Raw genomic sequence first — 17,638 nt, forward strand, 5'->3', positions numbered from 1 at the left:
CTGTACAATCATCATATCCCGCAGAAAGCGCTGCACCACCAATCGCCGATCACGGTGATGAAGGAGTGGCAGCTCAAGCGACCTGAATTATTTACTAAACGAGTGGTTAATCATCCGGGACCCTACATCTACTGACTAACACTCGCTATCCCTTGGGGCCAAATAAGAACCAAGCGATTAGCCCGACAAGGGGAAAGACCAGTAGTGCGATGATCCAGAGCAGTTTGGCCAACCCACCGGCCGAGCTTTTAGCGACTTTTACGATGGCCCATACGACGATGACGAGCCAGATCAAACCTAATAAACCGCCGACTTCGATACCCATTGTCACTCCTTGCGTTTAAGCGTCCATGAGCCTTCAGCTAAGCACATGAGTGCGCTTAACACAAACCAGCATTAAGGTTCTGGCAGTCTAAGCACCATCTCTCCGCCACGGATCTCGATGGCTAACTGATTCAGAAAACTCATGCCTAACAGCACCGTATCCCGTTCCATGCCTGGACTGATGGAGCCTTGCACGTTGCTCATGCGTATTCCACCGAGCGCGACTTCTTCCAACTGGGTCAGGTTCCCCTCTACGCGCCCGTTGGCCGTATTGAACCAAGCACGCCGCCCTGGCTCCAGACGCAGGCGTTCGGCTAGCTCGCTGGGCACCGCCACATAGGTGGCCCCGGTATCCAACAAAAACGTAACGGGCTCTCCGTTGATACGGCCAGGTGCCTCGAAGTGCCCCGCTCGGTTTCGTTTGAGAGTGACCGGCGCATTGTCGGGAGCGGTATTCATCAGATGTACATTTGGCTGCCACATCTGCTCCAGGCCGCCTTGGATCCACCAAGTGCCCACTGCCATGAGCAGCACCCAGAAGAGCAGCATCATGACGATGCCGCCGCGCTGTGCCCGGCCTGTCATCATCGCTCACCTCGTGGCATTAGACACTTTTCCAGGCCACCGCCGCCTGACGCCCGCGGCGCTCGTTGACGCCTAAGCAGATCAGCATGGCCGCCATGAACAGCCCCACACAAAGAAGAATAGACGCTTGTAGTCCAATTAGCGTTTGCAGTATGCCCAGCATGACGATGCCTAGCACCCCGGCGAGCTTGTTGGCCAACCCCCAGAAGCCGAAAAATTCTGCTGACTTCTCCAGCGGCGAGAAAACACCCACCAGCGCGCGGCTGGCCGACTGGCTGGAGCCCAAGCTCAAACCAGCCAGGCAGCCCACGATTAGAAATACATGCTGCGCTTGCCACTGCCAACCCAACTGCCGATTGAGCCATGCGGTCACTTCGGGGGTCGCCCAGATGGCCACGATAGCAGCCACCCACAGGGCCAGGGTCATTTGGTACGTATGCTTGGCCCCGAGTTTATCCTGCAGAAAGCCAAATCCGATCGCACCAGCAGCAGCGGTGACTTGCACGATGATGAACATGATATTGCGCACGCTCTCATCCCATCCGATGACTTGAGCACCGTAAATGAACGCGAAGGCGATGATGATGTAGACCCCCGCCATGGAAAACAGCAGAGAGACAAGAAAGATGCTCAAATCCTTGAAGGTGCGCAGCTCCTTGAAGGTGCCCACTATTCGCTGCTGAGCGATTTGGCGATAAGAGACACCGTGGGGTTTGGGCACACCGCGCTCTTTTAGCCACAAAAACGTTGGGATGGCAGCCACCAAAAAGAAGCCAGCCGCAAATGGACCCACCCAGCGGATGCGCTCGAAGTTGTCGGCCGTCGCCTCTCCCAGCACGATGAGCGTAAAACCAGCAGCGACTAACCCTCCGATATAGCCCAGTGCCCAGCCAAAGCCAGAAATCTTCCCCAGTGCATCCGGCGGACCCAACTCAGGTAAGAAGGCGGCAATGAACGACTCTCCCATGGAGTAGGCATAGTTGGAGAGCACGATCAATAACAGGCCCAGCACCACGTAGCCAGGCTCGACAAAGTAGAGCATCGCCGTCGTGGCCACCGTTGCCAAATAGCTAAACAGCAGAAAGCGTTTTTTCTCAGCGCGATAATCCATAACGGCACCGCATAGCGGGGCACTGATCACGACCATCAAATAACTGATGGCAAGCGCAAGACTCCATAAAAAGTTGGCGAGCCGATAACCATCGTTGCGTTCGCCCACGATAACCGTGGTAAAGAGTTCGCCAAATACCACGGTAATAATGAGCAGTGTGTAGGCTTGATTAGCAAAATCAAACATGGCCCAGCCGAAAATTTCGCGCCGGGTCGCATAAACAGTGGCATTGGGCATGACGGGGGCAGACGACATATCAGCGCTCTCTTAAAAAGAGCCATAAGAGTATCAGTTCGCCGTATCGCTTCGCTATCCAGTTCGTTAACAGATTAGAGGTGACAGACACACAAAGTTACTCTAACTTTGCTAGATTAAATTAATAACAGGGACGCTATTAGATGGCGCATGGCAACGTTATAAAAAAGCGTTTACTGGCCACCCTTTTTCTACTGCTAGGGTGCGCTGACGTCACCGCCTCTCTTTTTGACGACCGTGTGTTCGCGGACGACTCAACGGTATCCCTGGCATCGCTGACGTTTATCACGGAAGAGTATCCGCCTTACAACTACTTAGACGGGGACCGCTTGATGGGCAGCTCCGTCGAGCTGCTTGAAGCCATGCTGGCCCATGCGGGCTCTCCCCTGGGCAGGGATGACATCCGCTACTACCCTTGGGTACGCGGCTACGAACTCGCCCTGCATCGGCCCAACACCGTCCTGTTTTCCACGACCCGCACGCCGAGCCGAGAATCGCGGTTTCACTGGGTAGGTCCCATCGCGCGAGACCATGTCGTGCTGCTTGCACGTCAGGGAGCGAACATTCGAGTGTCCTCACTGGACGATGCCATCGAACAGGGATTGAGCGTGGCGGTCATACGCGAGGACATTGGTGCCCAAGCCCTAACCGAGGCAGGCTACCCAGAGGCACTGATACGACCAGCCATGGATAATCGCAGCGCCCTGCATATGCTGCTCCACGAGCGCGTCGACCTGTGGGCTTACAGCAGCGATGTCGCCCAGTGGATTGCCGAGCAAGCAGGCTATCCCGCCGAGATCGTGGTACCTCTCTATACCCTGAGCGAATCTTATCTCTACTTCGCGCTCAACGCTGAGACGGACTCACGCCTCGTTGCCCAACTCCAGCAGGCTTTCGAACACGTCACGACTCTCCCGGTGGCCATACAGGCAGGTAGCGATGGTTAATCGAACGCTCTTGTACGTGATGCCCTACGGGGTGATCGTTGCAATCGGCTTGCTGCTCATCGGTATCAGTCTCGCCAGCCGTGCTCAATCACCGCTGCTCACGATCAATACCGAAGAGTATCCACCGTTCAATTATCAGACGCCTCAGGGCGACATCGACGGGATTGCCACACGACAGCTACGCCATGCATTGACGCATGCCGGGATCGACGCTCGCTTTCGCCTCTTACCCTGGGCGCGGGCGTATACCGAAGCACGGCTACGCGAGCACCACTGCGTCTACTCCACCACCCGTACCTCTGAAAGAGAGCCGCTGTTTCACTGGGTTGGACCACTGGTCATCAACGAGTGGTCGGCATTCGGCCTATTGTCGAGACACTGGGAGCTTACAGAGCTTGATCAGTTGGGTAAGTGGCGGGTAGGCAGTTTTCGTGAAGATGCCGTGGGAGATTACGTGGCTAACCAAGGGGTCGAGGTGCTGCGCGCGCCCACCGAGCGTGAAAACATGGTGAGGCTAGGGGCAGGGTTGATCGATGTCATCGTCACTGGACGAGCGACCGCAGAGCGACTGGCAGCAGAAGAAGGCGTTGCCATCGAGCACCTGTTTACCTTCCATTACGCTCCGCTTTATCTCGCCTGTCACCCCAGCGTCGAACGCAGCGTGATCGAGCGACTACAGCGCCACCTAGACACGCCGCCCACCCCGAAAAGGGAGCCACTGTCGTGAGTATCACCAAGCCTTATCTCGCCAGCGGTCGCTTGACGCTCAAGCAAGCCCTGCTAACGCTGTTAATCGCCATTTTGATCAGCTTGGTATCCGGTAGCATCGAGCTACTCGGTCACGCCAGTAGCATGCGCGAAGACGTACAAAAACGCACCTTACAGCAATTGGCCATCGTCAACGGCGCAGCGGCCGAAGCCGCTTTTCAGCTCAATCCCGATTTAGCGCATCAAATCGCGTTTGGCTTGTTCAGTAACAGCGACATTGCTCACGTGGCGATTCGCGACGATTTTGGTCGTGCTCTGGCAGAGTTTTACCCCACTCGACCAGCCGCCGCTAGTTGGCTCAGTCAGCGGTTATTTGGCGACATTGTCAATCATGACATGCCGCTACGCTACTACATCGGCAGTGACATGCCCGACGCGACGGTGGGCGATATCTCGCTCACGCTGGATGCGGACTACCTGACACAAGAGTTTTTAGAGCGTAGCTACGAGGTCGTGGGACGAAGCGTGGTGGAAGCCTTTTTACTGAGCGGCTTAGTCATTGCGCTGTTCCATATTTTCATTACCCGTCCGCTCTTGAAAGTGCACGCCGCAATTACTCAAACCGACCCCGCACGGCCAGGACAGTGGCCCAAACCATCGTTGAAAGGCCATCACGACGACGAGCTGGGCCATTTGGTCGAGAGCTTGGACCACCTCCTCAATGCCTTTCAATCAGGGCTGGAGCAGCGCGATCATCTTCATCAGCTTTCTCAATACGATGGACTGACGGGCGTGGCCAACCGCCGTCACTTCGATATGTTCATCGCTCAACAGTGGCAGTGGGCGCATCGCGCCAAACGGCCCCTGTCGGTGATTTTCATCGATATCGACAATTTCAAAGAGTTCAACGACCACTATGGCCACGCCATGGGAGATGACACGCTGCGGGCGGTCGCAACGGCGCTGAATCAGTGCATCGACCCCAGCCGCGACCTGCTGGCACGTTACGGCGGAGAAGAGTTCATTTGTGTGCTACCAGGCACCGCGAGCGCTGGAGCGCTGGACGTCGCCAACTGTCTTCGCCAAGCAGTGCTCTCACTCGCCATTCCTCACGTTTACTCCAGCACACATTCACATCTGACGGCCAGTATGGGGGTAGCCAGCATGTCCGCCGAGCGGCCGCTGAGTACCGACGACCTGCTGAGCCTTGCCGACCAACAGCTCTATTTGGCCAAACGGCGTGGCCGCAACCGAGTCGAGATACACGAACGCCCGGCATAGCCGGGCGTTATCACACTCTCCTTGGACAACTGCATCATAACAGCCAGTGAGCCATCACCGCCGAGATGCCCACCACCATGGCCGTGATCACCGCCACGGTGACCAAGCGATCCAGCCAGCGGTCGAAAGCAGCGCCTTTGGGCTGTCTTCGCGTGGCTCCGTGGCGTCCTTGTCGAGCCATTAGCACGCTGTTTCCATGAGTGCTTCCTCTATTGAAGCCATTGCTTAGCTATTGATACGCCGGTTGACCACGCTGGGGGCACGACGCAACCGCTCCTCTTCACCCAGCTGCTCGGCCTCGAAGGCGTCGGCCCCTACGGGCGTTTCGCCGTGGCGACGATAGAGCTGGGTCAGCATGGCTTTACGGTCAGCACGCAGCTCACGTACCAGTACGATGACCATCATATACAGAATAAAGGTAAACGGTAGAGCTGACAGCACGGCGGCAGATTGTAATCCAGAAAGACCGCCAGCGACGATCAGCGTCAAGCAGATCGCTGCAATCAGTACACCCCATGCCACGCGCTTGTAGAGCGGCGGATTGATCGAGCCGTTGTCGGTCATCTGCGCGACGATATATGAAGCGGAGTCTGCCGACGTCACCAAGAAAATGAAAATCAGCAGCATGGCCACCACGGACAGTACCCCAGAGAACGGCATGAGATCGAACATCTCGAACAGGGCGACGGTGATGTTGGCTTCCGTTGCAGCCGCGAGGCCCACATCGCTGCCGCTCATTTCCAAATTGAGCGCGGCCCCGCCAAATACGCCGATCCACAGACACGCCAGCAGCGGCGGCACGAACAGTACGCCGAACACGTACTCCTTGATGGTACGACCACGCGAGACGCGGGCAACGAACGTGCCGACGAAGGGCGACCAAGCGATGACCCAGGCCCAGTAGAAAATGGTCCAGCTACTGGCCCACTGATTATCACTGTAGGGCGAAATTCGTAGGCTCATACCAATGAAGTTCTGCAGATAATCGCCGATACCCAGCGTAATGGTTTCGAGAATCGCGATGGTCGGGCCGGTGAACAGCACGTAGAGCATCAAACCGATACACAGCGCCATATTAAGATTCGAGAGCCGTTTAATGCCCTTGTCGAGCCCTGACCAAGTCGAGGCCATGTAAGCACAAAACATCACGAATAGAATGGCAAACTGCCAAAGCCCGTTCTCAGGCAGGCCAAACACCGCATTGAGCCCACCATTCATTTGCAGGACGCCTAGCCCTAACGACGTTGCCACGCCCATGACGGTCGCCACTACCGCAAAAACATCCAGCCAAGACGCATAGGGACGAATACGCGGATGTTTGGCTGTCACCGATGAGAGAACGGACGACACCAGCCCTGCTTGCCCTTTGCGGAATTGAAAGTAAGCGATGATCAGTCCCACCACCGAGAAAGCGGCCCACTGGTGGATCCCCCAGTTGAAGTAGCTGTATTGGATTGCATAGCGCGCGGCAGCCTCGCTTTCGGCAGGCACATCCCCGTAGGGCGGGTTGATGTAGTGCGTCATGGGCTCCGCCATGCCGTAAAACACCAAGCCGACTCCAAACCCCGCGGCCAGCAGCATGCTGATCCAGGAAAAAAAACTATAACTGGGTGTACTGTCCTGAGGCCCAAGGCGCACTTTGCCGTATTTGCTGAGCGCAAGACCGATCAGAAAAACGACAAAACCGAATACCGAGAAGAGATAGAACCAGCCAAACAGTTCGGTAATGGACGTCAGCGCCGTCTCTGCGGCGCTGCCAAACGCATCGGGAAAAGAGGCCCCTACGATTACTAAGCCAAAAATGATCACCGCCGATGCGATAAACACCGACTTACCTCCATGGTTTGTCATAGCACCACCCTGGTTAATGAACGAAATATACGCATGTAGTGCGTTCGTTTATTTAGATCCCTCATTCGCTGTTCTTAAAACATTAGCTCATAAAAACATGACGCATCATGTTAGTGTTTTCATGTAAAGTCTAACATTCAGCGCGTGTCATCGCATGTCGAGCGCTCAAGAGAGCCCATTTAGCCACCTCTGATTGATGACGCTTTAAAAGAAGTCGAGTGGAAAATTCGACCGGCAGTGAACTTGCCTGCCTGAACAAGCTCCAAAGGGGGCAAACGAACGATGGAGGCTTTCATGCCACAGATGAATCGCGAACAACGTAATGCCGCCTGGCAAGCCGCGCACCAGTGGCGTGCCCGGGCTGCCCAAACGCAGCCGACCGGGCTCGTGGGCAGCTTAAAGCTTTTACTGACATGGCTTGCGTTTGGCGTGCTGATGATCGTTGGCGTCGTCTTAGGGCTATTTTTCTTGCTCGTTGGCTGGGCAATGATGCCGTTCGTGCGCCATAAGATGAAAAAACGCATGGAGCAGATGCGCGCCGACCAAGCTCAAGACATCGGCGGTAGCTACGCTGGCAAGGAGTCCACGGGGCAGCGTGATGCGCTCGAAGGCAGTTACGAAGTCAAGGACGAGCCGCGCCACTAATCCGTTTTTCTTACTCCGTACCCTGTTGAGTGTGTCCCCTTGTTTGCACCAGCCGCTGTCAGGGTGGCGGCTGGATCCAGGCAAAGGCCGCCGCCAGGGTCAGCGGCATGACAATCAAGCTCCCCAGGTTACCAATCAACACCAGCGATGCGACCTTGTGCGGTGCAAGTCGATACTGCTCAGCGACCAAGTAATTCAACACGGCTGGTGGCAGCGCTGCGAACACGAGTAATGTGGCGGTTTGCAGCGGCGTCAGCGGCAGCAGCCACATCAGCGGAAGCGCAATGATGACCCCGGAGAGCGGGCAGAGCACTGCCCCCAACAAGCCCGTACGCCAATCGCTAAAGTCGATCTCCAGCAGGCGTACGCCCAGGGCGAAGAGCATCAGCGGGATACATACGCCACCGAGCATATGCATGGCCTCTAGCAGCCACCCCGGCAGCGGCACGCCTCCAACGTTGACCAGTAGTCCCGCCACACTGGCCGCGACGATAGGCATTTTAAGCATCCGCCACAGCGACGTGCGCGGGTCCAGCATATAAAGGCCCACCGAAAAGTGCAGCAGCATCTCCACGATGAAGACCACCACGGCTGCCGGTAGCGCTTCTGGCCCGAAGGCCAACACCAGCAGCGGCACTCCCATGTTGCCAGAGTTATTGAACATCATCGGCGGCAGGAAGACCTTACTTTCCAGCCCAAGCCACTTCACCACGGGCCACAGTACGACTCCTGACCCCAGGACCACCAATGCGGCAGCGCTGGCGAGCCACGCGTACTCTGCCAGCGGCGCTTGGCGGTCAGCCAGAACGGCAAATACTAGCAGTGGAACGAACAGCTCCATATTGAGCGTATTCAAACTGCGGATATCAGGCGATCGGAAACGTCCATAGGCGGCGCCACTTCCAGCAATCAAAAAGACCGGCAGCAGCGTGGCTATAATTTGCCCAATCATTGGCAAGCCGCCTCATGGTGAGGCCGCGCGGATGGGTGAGTGCGCATACGTTCATCCTTGTTTTTATTGGAATAGCCGCTCTGGAGCAGTCGTTAACAGGCTAGCTTTTTACCGATGCTACTGAAAAATGCTTGGCGCGCCAATCAAGGCTCCAAAAAACGCTGCCACAGCGCCGTCACCACTTGGCGATGCTCTGCAAACTCGCTGACTTGGCCCAACGCCTTCTCTCCCGTCAACGCCGCGCGGTGCGTTCGGCTGCGGTAGGCCAAATACGCCTCGCGCAGCTGCTCGGCCTCCTCTGGTGTGATATGCCCACTTTCCGCCAGGGTTTCCAGAATACGAATGTTATCGCTATAGGTGATCAGCGCTGGCGTTTGGTGGGAAAGCGCCAGCACGGCGTACTGACACAGGAACTCGATGTCCACCATGCCACCGGTGTCATGCTTCAAGTTAAAGGTGGCGTCGGGACCACTCTCCAGCGGCCCTTTGGTCCCCAAGTGGTCACGCATCTTATGGCGCATGCTGACCACATCGTCGCGCAGTGCGTCGGGATCGCGCTCATTGCGTAAAATATCGCCGCGCAGGGCGTCGAATTTCTTGGCCAGCGCCTCGTTACCTGCCACGACGCGCGCACGCACCAGCGCCTGATGCTCCCAGGTCCAGGCGTTTTGGTGCTGATAATCGGCGAAGGCATCCAGCGAGGTGACCAATAGCCCCGCATTGCCTGACGGTCGTAGACGCATGTCCACCTCGTACAGGCTTCCCGCGGGGGTCACGGCGGTGAGCAGGTGGATGATGCGTTGGCCCAGACGAGTGAAGAACACCGGTGTATCCAGGGGACGTGGACCGTCGGTACTGCCTTTGCCGTCACTGTCGTGCAGGAAGACCAAGTCCAGATCCGAGCCGTAGCCCAGCTCGATACCGCCGAGCTTCCCATAACCGATCATCAAAAAAGCAGGCTCACGGCTATTACATCCGGCAGGGGCGCCGTGCTTGCGCGTCACGTGTTTCCACGCCATGGCCAGCACCGCCTCCAAGATCACTTCGGCGATGTAGGTCAAGTAATCGCTGACTTTCATCAAGTGGCGGGTACCGGCGATATCGGAGGCGGCGACGTGGAGCATCTGGGCATGCTTGAAGACCCGCAGCGCCTCTAGCTGTGCCTCTTCGTCATCTTCGGGTATCCGGTTGAGTGTCTGGCGTAGCTCGTCGCCCAAACGCGCCTTGTGGGCGGGCGTGTAGAGCGTGTCGGGGGTCAATAGCTCGTCCAGCAGGATCGGGTAGCGCGCAAGCTGCTCGGCTATCCAAGGGCTCGCCGAGCAGAGCCGCATGAGATGCTCCAGCGCCTGAGGGTTTTCCCGCAGTAGCGCCAAGTAAGCGGTACGCCGCAGTACGGCCTCGATGAGGGGTTGCACCCGCGCCAGCGCGGTATCCGGCATATCGCTCTCGGCAACGGCACTCAGTAGAAGTGGCATGAGCGCATCCAAACGCTCGAAGCCGATGCGCTGCATGCTCTGCACGGCCCGGGAGCTGTAGAGGCTCTGCACACGCTTGAGCGCCCGCTCGGACGTCTGAAACCCCGCGTCACTAAGCAGAGCCAGCGCTTCGCCCTCTTCCAGCTCGCCGCGCCAAAGCAGCCGCCACTGGGCAAGGCCGGCCTCGCTCTGCTGCTCCTCTGCGTCCTCCTCCGGGTCGGCAATCACTGCATCGAAATGCTGACGAACGCGCTCGCGCACCTCGTCGAGCTGGGCGATGAGACTAGGCCAATCCTCGTGCCCCATGGCCAACGCCACGCGCTCGCGATCTTCGTCATCGCTGGGCAGGGTTTGGGTTTGGCGATCTTCGAGTGCCTGCAGAACGTGCTCCACGTCGCGCAGAAAGGCGTAATCCGGCAGCAGCTCGTCCACCACGGCTTGGGGCAATAACCCAAGCTCCGGTAAGCGCTCGAGCGCCGTATGCAGCGAGGTGACCTGCAGCTCGGTATCGCGGCCGCCACGAATCAGTTGGAACGCCTGCACCACGAACTCCACCTCGCGAATGCCTCCCGGCCCCAGCTTGATGTTGCTCTGCATGCCTTTGCGCTTCACTTCGCGGTTGATCATTGCCTTCAGCTCGCGCAGCGATTCGATGGCGCCAAAATCGAGGTAGCGGCGATAGACGAACGGCCGCAGGCTGGCCAGCAGCTCATGCCCGGCGTCGAGGTCCCCGGCAATGGGCCGCGCCTTGAGCATCGCGTAGCGCTCCCACTCTCGGCCCTGGTCCTGATAGTAGCTGGAGAGCATCGAAAAACTGCCCACCAGCGGGCCGCCGTCGCCCAGCGGACGCAGGCGCATATCCACGCGGAACACGAAGCCATCCGCCGTCATGGCATCCAGTGCAGCGATCAAACGCTGGCCCAACTTGGTGAAGTACTCTTGATGTTCCAAAGGCTTACGGCCGCCTTCGGTCTCGCCCTTTTCAGGGAAGGCAAAAATCAGGTCGATGTCCGAGGAGAGGTTGAGCTCGCCAGCCCCTAGCTTGCCCATCCCCAACACGACGAGGCGCTGGGGCGAGCCGTCGCGGCGCGGAGCAGGCGTGCCCCAGCGGGTGGCGTAGAAACGCTCCAGCCAACACAGCGCTGCGTCGGTGCATACTTCTGCCAGCCAAGAGACCGACCGGGCGGTGTCCCACATGGAGGCGCCGTCGGGGCGTTCAAGATCGCGCCAAACGATACCCAGCATGCGCGCACGGCGAAAACGGCGCAGGACCCGGTGCAGCGCCTCTTCGTCCTCGGCGCTCTCTAGGGCTTCATCCAACCACTGGGTCAGCGCTTCCTTACTGGGGGCGCTATCCAACTCTCCGGCAGCATCCAACTCGGCCAGCCAGTGGGGAAACCGCGCGAGCGTATCGAGAGCAAAGGTGGAAATCGTCACCACCCGCGCCAACGCCTTGCGGCGAGCAGGGGCTAGAGCGTCCCAATGACGGGAGGGTAGCGACTGTTTGGCCATCGAGGCGATGTTATCCGCTTGGCTCAGTGCCTCACTCAGGCGCTGGTGGGCCTGGGCGGCCGCCGGTGCGAGCGACTTGGGGAGCGTATCCGTGGGAAATAACGCATCGTGGGACTGCATAAGCACCTCTTTGCCAAGCGATTGTTATGATTCTTAACGACATTCTAGGCCAACTAGCCCATCCATTTTTCCCAGCCTAACAGCCCCCAGGTCAGCCCCGCCATCATCAGCGACAGCATCACCGCGGCCGAGCCGATGTCCTTGGCACGCCCTGACAGCTCATGGTGTTCGGTGCCGATACGGTCGACCACGTTTTCGATGGCGCTGTTGAGCAGCTCGACAATCAGCACGAGAAACAGACTGCCGACCAGCAGCAGCCAACTGATCGGGCCTTCGCCAATCCACCAGGCAAATGGCAGCAGCACGGCAGTAATCGCCAGCTCCTGGCGAAAGGCAGACTCATTACGAAACGCTGCTTTCAGGCCTTTCCAGGAGTAGCGTGTGGAGTGCAATAAATGGGTTAACCCCGTGTGACGTGGTTTCATGCCCGTTGTGCCTCAGCTAAGCGTTTCATTAATTGGCCAGTATCATTGCATCGAGATCTAACGACAGTGGGTCGAGCACCTCGGGCCAGCTGAGATAAGGCGTGCTGCCGCTACCATTCACCAGCACGCTGAACACGCCCCAGCGCCCTTGGGCCGTGAGGAAATAGCCTGCCGCAGCGCGCACGGCAAACGGTTGGTTGAGCGTGCCAGTTTTCAGCATGACGTTATGTTGGAACGTGGATGTGCCGCGACGAATGAAGCGCATCACCCCATTGGCGGGCGACTGGAACGCGGCTACGAAGCTCGGGAACAGTGCGCTTTGACGGAACATGTCCTCCAGCATCACGTTGACACCATGAGCCGAGGTGCGATTGTCAGTGGTCAGCCCACTGCCGCTGTGTAACGTGATCGGGCCATGCCCGGGCAGGCTCTGCACATAGGTTTCGATGGCCTGCCCTGCTTGACGAAGCTGCGCTTGGGGTGTTTCCACCAAGTTCAGCGCCAGCACGTCGGCCATGTAATTGTTGGAGTAGTTCATGGTGCGTAGCAGCAGCTCCTGCAGCGGCTGGCTATCCACGGCGGCTAGGCGCTGGGCGCTACTCGGCGGCTGGCTGGCGCTGACGCGCCACGGATCGCGCACACTGATACCGGACTGGTTGAGCATACTGAGCAGTACCTGGGCCGTCTTCTCTGCGGCATCGCCCGCACCACGGTAGACATCCCGCGCCACCGCGTTGGTGGAAATCTGCCCCGTCAAGCGCATGACATCACCGCGTTCGTCGGTTAGGCGCTCTGCGCTGATCTCGGTGCCGCTATTGGCCGGACGCGTGACGACCTGATTATCGATGACGATCAGCGGATCTTGGCTGTCGCACAGACCCACCCGCGCAGGCGTCCCCGGCTGGGCCGCCGGGGCGACGTTGACGCACCAGGTGCCAAAGTTGACACCCGCCGAGGAGAGCGGCGCACTATAAGCGTTGGTCACTCGGGTACGGGCATTGCAGCGGTCCGTGGTGATGCACTCCACCGGGCCAAAGCGCCACTGGCTGACGATGAGTGCCCCGTCGACATGGGCAACACCTGCCAGCCGCAGCCGATGAACGAGCCGCCACAGGTCTTCGGTCGTCAATCCAGGGTCGCCGCCGCCCTCGAACACGAGATCGCCACTCAACACGCCGTCCTGTACCTGCCCAGTACTGACGAGCTGGCTGGTGAAACGATGCTGGGGGCCAAAGCGGTTCAGCAGGGCCGCCGACATATACGCTTTCGTGACCGAGGCGGGCGAGAGCTGACGCTCCGGATTCAGGCTACCCAACAGCGGGTTACTGCCGCTATCGGCATCCAACAAGCGCGCCTCGGCGCTGATGGCAAAGCCTTTTGCTTCGAGTTGGCTCAGCCGAGTGAAATCGGCCCAAAGCGCTGAACTGGCGCAGAGCGCAGCGGTCGTCACCCCGGCAACGACGCCGTTACGTAGCCAGCGTGTGGAGAAAGTCAGAAAACTCGTCACGTCGAGCAACCTCAATGAACGTTCATTTTGGAAAAGACCTGCAGCGTTACCACACCCGCCACGATCAGCGTGATACCCAGCACGGCGGGCAGGTCTGGCGTTTCACCAAACACCACGATGCCAACCAGCGTCACCAGCACGATACCCAAGCCCGCCCAAATGGCGTAGGTAATGCCGACGGGTAGCGTGCGCAGTACCAAACTCAGTAAATAGAACGCGACCCCGTAGCCCCCTACCACCAGCAGACTCGGCAGTGGGCGGGTAAACCCCGCCGAGGCTTTCAAGGCACTAGTGGCGATTACTTCCGCCACGATCGCGAGAATCAGATAGATAAATGTCATGGGCGCTCCAACTCGATGCACAAACGCCAGAGCGTTTGGCCACTTTGGTCATATTTGGCTTCGAACGGAGTGAGATAATCACCGTTAGGTTGCAGCGCGGTGACGCTAGCTGCTTGGCCTGTGACGATGTTCACGGCCTGGGCAAACTCTTCCACATAAAGCTGCCAATTCGAGCGCAGCTCCAGCCGTCCTCCCAAGGCTAATAGTGTGGGGAAAACAGGATGGCCATGCCAGCGCATTTTCAAGTGGGCCGACTTAGGGTACGGGTTGGGATACAGCAAATAGTGGCGCTCGGGCGCCCAGCCTGCTTCCAGTGCTAGCCGCCAAAAATCGACCAAATCGGCACGCACCAGTAACGCATTGTCCGGCAACTCGCCGTGCTCGCGCCCCAGCCGATCTTCGCTACGATCGACGCCGATGACACTGCACTCAGGGAACCTTAGTGCCAATCGTCGGGTCGATAGGCCCACCCCGCAGCCCGCGTCGAGGATCAAAGGCGCACCGCGCTGCTGTCGCCACGCGTTAGCCCGTTCGAACGCTCGCCGCGTGTGATCGGCAACGGGTTTGCGCAGCGGATGTGCGAGCGCGCGGGTGACTCGCCGGGCCACATCGTGATGCGGCCCGGGCTGATTGGACGTCACTGGCCGTGAGGTGTGCTGCATGCCATCCCCTGGGTTAAAAAAAGCGTGATTCTATCAGTCTCCCGCGCGCTCGGCATGACGCCGTTGCACGCCCGGTGCTATGATCACGCCCGAGCCATACGTTCAGCTCACTGATTAAGCTCGGATCGGTCGCCATTATCGACTCGGTCTGACAATAACTGTTATTAAAAACCACCGCACCACGAGGAACCCGGCTTGTCACACTTACCGGTGATTGTCGGCATGGGCGGCATCAATCCCGCCGGCAGAACCTCGGGCCATCAGGCCTTCCGCCGCACCGTGCTTGATGCTTTACCTGCTGACCAGCAGCGCCAGACCCTGGAAGGCTTGGCGGCGCTCATGCGTCTTGCCGAGCACTCCGACAACGGATGGCACGACAGCGCAGGACAGCCCATCGACGCCCCTGCCCTACGGCTGCGTAATCAGGTACTTAATCACACGCTGATTCGCCGCAACGAAGACCCGCGCTTTCTGGCCCCGGGCCTGCCAGCGAATCGACGCGCCGACATGACCCTAGCCGAGCCGATGTGCGTCACGCTGCGCCGCCGCCAGCTTCCCGATCAGTTGCCCGACGGATGGCAAGTGCGCGAGATCGACGCGCGGCAGGTCGAAGTCACCCTCCCTGCCGGTGCTTTCGACGTGCTGTTGCCTGACGCGCAAGAGCCCAAAGTCAGGGCGGCGGCCCAGTTGCCCAGCGGCTTCGATCCCGCCAGTCTGTACCGCAGTGTTCACCACCCGCGCGGGCTCTCCATGGCGGTCTTCGGTGCCAGTGATTGCCTGGGGGCCAGCGGCCTCTCTTGGGAAACACTGCGCCAGCAGCTCAACCCCGACCACATTGCCGTCTATGCGGGCAACTCCATTGGTCAGCTCGATGACCAGGGGTGGGGAGGGCTGCTGAAAAGCTTGGTAACCGGTCAACGAGCCACCTCCAAGCAGATGCCGCTGGGTTATGGGCAAATGCCCGCTGACTTTCTCAATGCCTACGTGTTGGGTAGTGTCGGCGGCACCGGCGCGGCGCTGGGGGCGTGCGCGAGCTTCCTCTACAACCTGCGTCTGGGCATCGAGGATATCCGCGCGGGTCGCCGCCGGGTGGTGATGGTGGGCACCGCCGACGCGCCGATCACGCCGGAGATCATCGAAGGGTTCCGCGCCATGGGCGCGCTGGCCGATGACGCCAGCCTGAAAGCGCTGGATGCCTTGGAGCTGCTTACCGACACCGACTACCAGCGCGCGTGCCGCCCGTTCGCTCGCAACTGCGGTTTCACCATGGCCGAAGCCAGCCAGTTTGTGCTGCTGATGGACGACAGCCTCGCCCTAGAGCTAGGGGCCGATATCCTCGGCGCGGTGCCCGAGGTCTTCGTCAACGCCGACGGCTACAAGCGCTCTATCTCTGCGCCCGGCATCGGCAACTACATCACCTTGGGTAAGGCAGCCGCACTGGTCAAAGACATGCTGGGGGAGACCGCGCTAAAAGAGCGCACCTTCCTGCATGCCCACGGCACCAGCACGCCGAAAAACCGCACCACCGAATCACACGTGTTCGATGAAATCGCCCGCGCGAACGGCATTGAGCAGTGGCCGGTGGTGGCGATCAAAGCCTTCATTGGCCACTCGCAAGGCTCGGCGGCGGGCGACCAGCTGGCCAGCGCTTTGGGCAGCTTCGCCCACGGCCTGCTGCCAGGCATCCCAACGCTGGATGCGGTGGCCGATGACGTATATGCCGAGCGGCTGCGCTTTTTCACCACACCGCAAGCGTTTACCGCCGATGCCGCCTTCGTCAACGCCAAAGGCTTTGGTGGCAATAACGCCACGGGTGTCGTGCTCTCGCCCGACGTCACCGAGCGCCTGCTGGTCAAGCGCCACGGCCGCGCGGCCATCGATGCATGGAAAGGCCGCCGTGAAACCGTCCGCGCCAACGCCGCAGCGTATCTGGCCGACGCCGACCGGGGGCACTACGCCCCTCGCTACCAGTTTGGCGACGCGGTACTCGAAGGCCCGGAACTCGAGATACACGCTGACCGTATTCACATACCTGGCTACGATCAGGCGGTGTCGCTGGCCCCCAACAATCCGTTTGGTTCGCTAGACGAGGAGACGCCGACATGAGCCTGCGCCGCGAGAATATCGCCGTCTATCCCGGCACGTTCGACCCGATCACCAACGGTCATTTCGACCTGATCGAGCGCGGCGCGCGCATGTTCGACAAAGTGGTGATTGCCGTAGCGGCTAGCCCCGGCAAACGTCCCAGCCTGGATTTAGAACAGCGAATCGCGCTGGCGGAAGCGGTATGCGCGTCGCTGCCCAACGTCAGCGTCATTGGTTTCTCGACGCTACTAACAACCATGATGCACGAGCAGGGCGCTACGATCATTTTACGTGGTCTGCGCGCCGTCTCCGATTTCGAGTACGAGCTGCAGCTGGCCAACATGAACCGCGCTCAAAATCCCGAACTCGAGAGCGTGTTTCTCACCCCCGCCGTGGAAAACTCTTATATCTCCTCGACCATCGTGCGGGAAATCGCCAAGCTGGGCGGCGATATTTCACCGCTCGTGCATCCACAGGTCGCAGAGACGCTGCGTAAGCACTACACTACCTAGCTATCGATAATTGTTGAGTAAAACACTCGGGTATCTCACTGCTCGGGTGATACGCCATTCGTGAGGTATGCCCATGGCCCTGATGATCACCGACGAATGCATTAACTGCGACGTCTGCGAACCGGAATGCCCCAATGACGCGATCTCTCCCGGTGAGGAGATTTACGTGATCGACCCCAATCTGTGCACCGAGTGCGTCGGTCACTTCGACGAGCCGCAGTGCCAGCAGGTATGTCCGGTGGATTGTATCCCCCTCGACCCAGAGCGCCCCGAGACCCAAGCGCAGTTGATGGAGAAGTACCGCATCATTACTGCCGCTTGAACCGCCTACTCAAGGTGC

18 protein-coding genes and 1 pseudogene are annotated in these 17,638 nt (G+C 59.2%); 8 read left to right on the forward strand and 11 right to left on the reverse strand.

Going from position 1 to position 17,638, the window contains the following annotated elements; translation table 11 throughout:
• Nucleotides 1-135 (forward strand): annotated as a pseudogene (locus MHM37_RS13270) (IS481 family transposase); the annotation flags it as partial.
• A 10-nt stretch (nt 136-145) separates the two neighbouring features.
• Here the strand turns inward: MHM37_RS13270 and MHM37_RS13275 are convergent.
• The 3 genes from MHM37_RS13275 to MHM37_RS13285 all read right to left on the reverse strand — a co-directional run bounded on the left by MHM37_RS13275 (nt 146) and on the right by MHM37_RS13285 (nt 2,275).
• Nucleotides 146-325, reverse strand: a complete 180-nt coding sequence (locus MHM37_RS13275; RefSeq protein WP_139526324.1) for a PLDc N-terminal domain-containing protein — start codon at nt 323-325, stop codon at nt 146-148.
• 71 nt (nt 326-396) lie between these two features.
• Nucleotides 397-912 (reverse strand): TIGR02281 family clan AA aspartic protease, encoded by a 516-nt coding sequence (locus MHM37_RS13280; RefSeq protein ID WP_139526323.1) that lies wholly within the window; start codon nt 910-912, stop codon nt 397-399.
• 16 nt (nt 913-928) lie between these two features.
• Nucleotides 929-2,275, reverse strand: coding sequence for an MFS transporter (locus MHM37_RS13285; RefSeq protein ID WP_231125549.1), 1,347 nt, complete (start codon nt 2,273-2,275; stop codon nt 929-931).
• Between the two features lie 143 nt (nt 2,276-2,418).
• Here MHM37_RS13285 and MHM37_RS13290 point away from each other — a divergent pair, with 143 nt between their 5' ends.
• The 3 genes from MHM37_RS13290 to MHM37_RS13300 are packed head-to-tail and all read left to right on the forward strand — an operon-like array spanning nt 2,419 to nt 5,211.
• The gene (locus MHM37_RS13290; protein WP_139526322.1) at nt 2,419-3,222 is read left to right on the forward strand and encodes a transporter substrate-binding domain-containing protein; all 804 of its coding nucleotides are present in this window, start codon (nt 2,419-2,421) and stop codon (nt 3,220-3,222) included.
• Complete coding sequence (locus MHM37_RS13295) at nt 3,215-3,949, forward strand: transporter substrate-binding domain-containing protein (RefSeq protein ID WP_231125548.1); 735 nt, start codon at nt 3,215-3,217, stop codon at nt 3,947-3,949. The genes MHM37_RS13290 and MHM37_RS13295 overlap by 8 nt, the downstream gene beginning before the upstream one ends.
• Nucleotides 3,946-5,211 carry a GGDEF domain-containing protein gene (locus MHM37_RS13300; RefSeq protein WP_139526321.1) on the forward strand — a complete coding sequence of 422 codons (1,266 nt, stop codon included), beginning with the start codon at nt 3,946-3,948 and terminating at the stop codon, nt 5,209-5,211. Before MHM37_RS13295 ends, MHM37_RS13300 begins: the two co-directional genes overlap by 4 nt.
• Nucleotides 5,212-5,245: 34 nt before the next feature.
• Here MHM37_RS13300 and MHM37_RS13305 read toward each other — a convergent pair whose 3' ends face one another.
• Both MHM37_RS13305 and MHM37_RS13310 read right to left on the reverse strand, forming a co-directional pair.
• Nucleotides 5,246-5,392: a hypothetical protein gene (locus MHM37_RS13305; RefSeq protein ID WP_168444471.1), complete on the reverse strand. Its 147-nt coding sequence runs from the start codon at nt 5,390-5,392 to the stop codon at nt 5,246-5,248.
• Between the two features lie 44 nt (nt 5,393-5,436).
• Nucleotides 5,437-7,062 (reverse strand): BCCT family transporter, encoded by a 1,626-nt coding sequence (locus MHM37_RS13310; protein WP_139526320.1) that lies wholly within the window; start codon nt 7,060-7,062, stop codon nt 5,437-5,439.
• 294 nt (nt 7,063-7,356) lie between these two features.
• On the opposite strand from MHM37_RS13310, the gene MHM37_RS13315 reads away from it, so the two are divergent.
• The gene (locus MHM37_RS13315) at nt 7,357-7,707 is read left to right on the forward strand and encodes a hypothetical protein (RefSeq protein WP_139526319.1); all 351 of its coding nucleotides are present in this window, start codon (nt 7,357-7,359) and stop codon (nt 7,705-7,707) included.
• Nucleotides 7,708-7,765: 58 nt separating this feature from the next.
• Here the strand turns inward: MHM37_RS13315 and MHM37_RS13320 are convergent, their stop codons facing one another.
• From MHM37_RS13320 to MHM37_RS13345, 6 genes are all read right to left on the reverse strand, one after another.
• The gene (locus MHM37_RS13320) at nt 7,766-8,659 is read right to left on the reverse strand and encodes an AEC family transporter (protein ID WP_153842487.1); all 894 of its coding nucleotides are present in this window, start codon (nt 8,657-8,659) and stop codon (nt 7,766-7,768) included.
• Between the two features lie 143 nt (nt 8,660-8,802).
• Nucleotides 8,803-11,766, reverse strand: coding sequence for a bifunctional [glutamate--ammonia ligase]-adenylyl-L-tyrosine phosphorylase/[glutamate--ammonia-ligase] adenylyltransferase (gene glnE, locus MHM37_RS13325; RefSeq protein WP_239296996.1), 2,964 nt, complete (start codon nt 11,764-11,766; stop codon nt 8,803-8,805).
• Between the two features lie 53 nt (nt 11,767-11,819).
• Nucleotides 11,820-12,191 (reverse strand): diacylglycerol kinase, encoded by a 372-nt coding sequence (locus tag MHM37_RS13330; protein ID WP_062362369.1) that lies wholly within the window; start codon nt 12,189-12,191, stop codon nt 11,820-11,822.
• Nucleotides 12,192-12,219: 28 nt separating this feature from the next.
• Complete coding sequence (gene dacB, locus MHM37_RS13335) at nt 12,220-13,641, reverse strand: D-alanyl-D-alanine carboxypeptidase/D-alanyl-D-alanine-endopeptidase (RefSeq protein ID WP_239297023.1); 1,422 nt, start codon at nt 13,639-13,641, stop codon at nt 12,220-12,222.
• 68 nt (nt 13,642-13,709) lie between these two features.
• Nucleotides 13,710-14,039 (reverse strand): multidrug efflux SMR transporter, encoded by a 330-nt coding sequence (locus MHM37_RS13340; protein WP_139526316.1) that lies wholly within the window; start codon nt 14,037-14,039, stop codon nt 13,710-13,712.
• Nucleotides 14,036-14,701, reverse strand: a complete 666-nt coding sequence (locus tag MHM37_RS13345) for a methyltransferase domain-containing protein (RefSeq protein ID WP_139526315.1) — start codon at nt 14,699-14,701, stop codon at nt 14,036-14,038. The genes MHM37_RS13340 and MHM37_RS13345 overlap by 4 nt, the downstream gene beginning before the upstream one ends.
• Before the next feature lie 222 nt (nt 14,702-14,923).
• Between MHM37_RS13345 and MHM37_RS13350 the strand changes: the two genes are divergently transcribed.
• From MHM37_RS13350 to MHM37_RS13360, 3 genes are all read left to right on the forward strand, one after another.
• The gene (locus MHM37_RS13350) at nt 14,924-16,807 is read left to right on the forward strand and encodes a beta-ketoacyl synthase (RefSeq protein WP_139526874.1); all 1,884 of its coding nucleotides are present in this window, start codon (nt 14,924-14,926) and stop codon (nt 16,805-16,807) included.
• The gene (coaD, locus tag MHM37_RS13355) at nt 16,804-17,298 is read left to right on the forward strand and encodes a pantetheine-phosphate adenylyltransferase (RefSeq protein WP_139526314.1); all 495 of its coding nucleotides are present in this window, start codon (nt 16,804-16,806) and stop codon (nt 17,296-17,298) included. The genes MHM37_RS13350 and coaD overlap by 4 nt, the downstream gene beginning before the upstream one ends.
• A gap of 73 nt (nt 17,299-17,371) precedes the next feature.
• Nucleotides 17,372-17,620, forward strand: a complete 249-nt coding sequence (locus MHM37_RS13360; RefSeq protein WP_016916102.1) for a YfhL family 4Fe-4S dicluster ferredoxin — start codon at nt 17,372-17,374, stop codon at nt 17,618-17,620.
• The last annotated feature ends 18 nt before the right edge of the window (nt 17,621-17,638 follow it).

It is taken from the genome of Halomonas sp. MMH1-48 (assembly GCF_022348105.1).
GTDB classification, from domain to species: domain Bacteria; phylum Pseudomonadota; class Gammaproteobacteria; order Pseudomonadales; family Halomonadaceae; genus Vreelandella; species Vreelandella piezotolerans.

Excerpts from the sequence above, each read along its gene's own strand:
- glnE (WP_239296996.1), bottom strand. The coding sequence starts at position 11,766 with ATGCAGTCCCACGATGCGTTATTTCCCACGGATACGCTCCCCAAGTCG.
- coaD (WP_139526314.1), top strand. The coding sequence starts at position 16,804 with ATGAGCCTGCGCCGCGAGAATATCGCCGTCTATCCCGGCACGTTCGAC.
- MHM37_RS13320 (WP_153842487.1), bottom strand. The coding sequence starts at position 8,659 with ATGATTGGGCAAATTATAGCCACGCTGCTGCCGGTCTTTTTGATTGCT.
- MHM37_RS13350 (WP_139526874.1), top strand. The coding sequence starts at position 14,924 with ATGGGCGGCATCAATCCCGCCGGCAGAACCTCGGGCCATCAGGCCTTC.
- MHM37_RS13280 (WP_139526323.1), bottom strand. The coding sequence starts at position 912 with ATGATGACAGGCCGGGCACAGCGCGGCGGCATCGTCATGATGCTGCTC.
- MHM37_RS13305 (WP_168444471.1), bottom strand. The coding sequence starts at position 5,392 with ATGGCTCGACAAGGACGCCACGGAGCCACGCGAAGACAGCCCAAAGGC.
- MHM37_RS13360 (WP_016916102.1), top strand. The coding sequence starts at position 17,372 with ATGGCCCTGATGATCACCGACGAATGCATTAACTGCGACGTCTGCGAA.
- MHM37_RS13310 (WP_139526320.1), bottom strand. The coding sequence starts at position 7,062 with ATGACAAACCATGGAGGTAAGTCGGTGTTTATCGCATCGGCGGTGATC.
- MHM37_RS13295 (WP_231125548.1), top strand. The coding sequence starts at position 3,215 with ATGGTTAATCGAACGCTCTTGTACGTGATGCCCTACGGGGTGATCGTT.
- MHM37_RS13275 (WP_139526324.1), bottom strand. The coding sequence starts at position 325 with ATGGGTATCGAAGTCGGCGGTTTATTAGGTTTGATCTGGCTCGTCATC.
- MHM37_RS13285 (WP_231125549.1), bottom strand. The coding sequence starts at position 2,275 with ATGTCGTCTGCCCCCGTCATGCCCAATGCCACTGTTTATGCGACCCGG.
- MHM37_RS13340 (WP_139526316.1), bottom strand. The coding sequence starts at position 14,039 with ATGACATTTATCTATCTGATTCTCGCGATCGTGGCGGAAGTAATCGCC.
- MHM37_RS13345 (WP_139526315.1), bottom strand. The coding sequence starts at position 14,701 with ATGCAGCACACCTCACGGCCAGTGACGTCCAATCAGCCCGGGCCGCAT.
- MHM37_RS13330 (WP_062362369.1), bottom strand. The coding sequence starts at position 12,191 with ATGAAACCACGTCACACGGGGTTAACCCATTTATTGCACTCCACACGC.
- MHM37_RS13315 (WP_139526319.1), top strand. The coding sequence starts at position 7,357 with ATGCCACAGATGAATCGCGAACAACGTAATGCCGCCTGGCAAGCCGCG.
- MHM37_RS13290 (WP_139526322.1), top strand. The coding sequence starts at position 2,419 with ATGGCGCATGGCAACGTTATAAAAAAGCGTTTACTGGCCACCCTTTTT.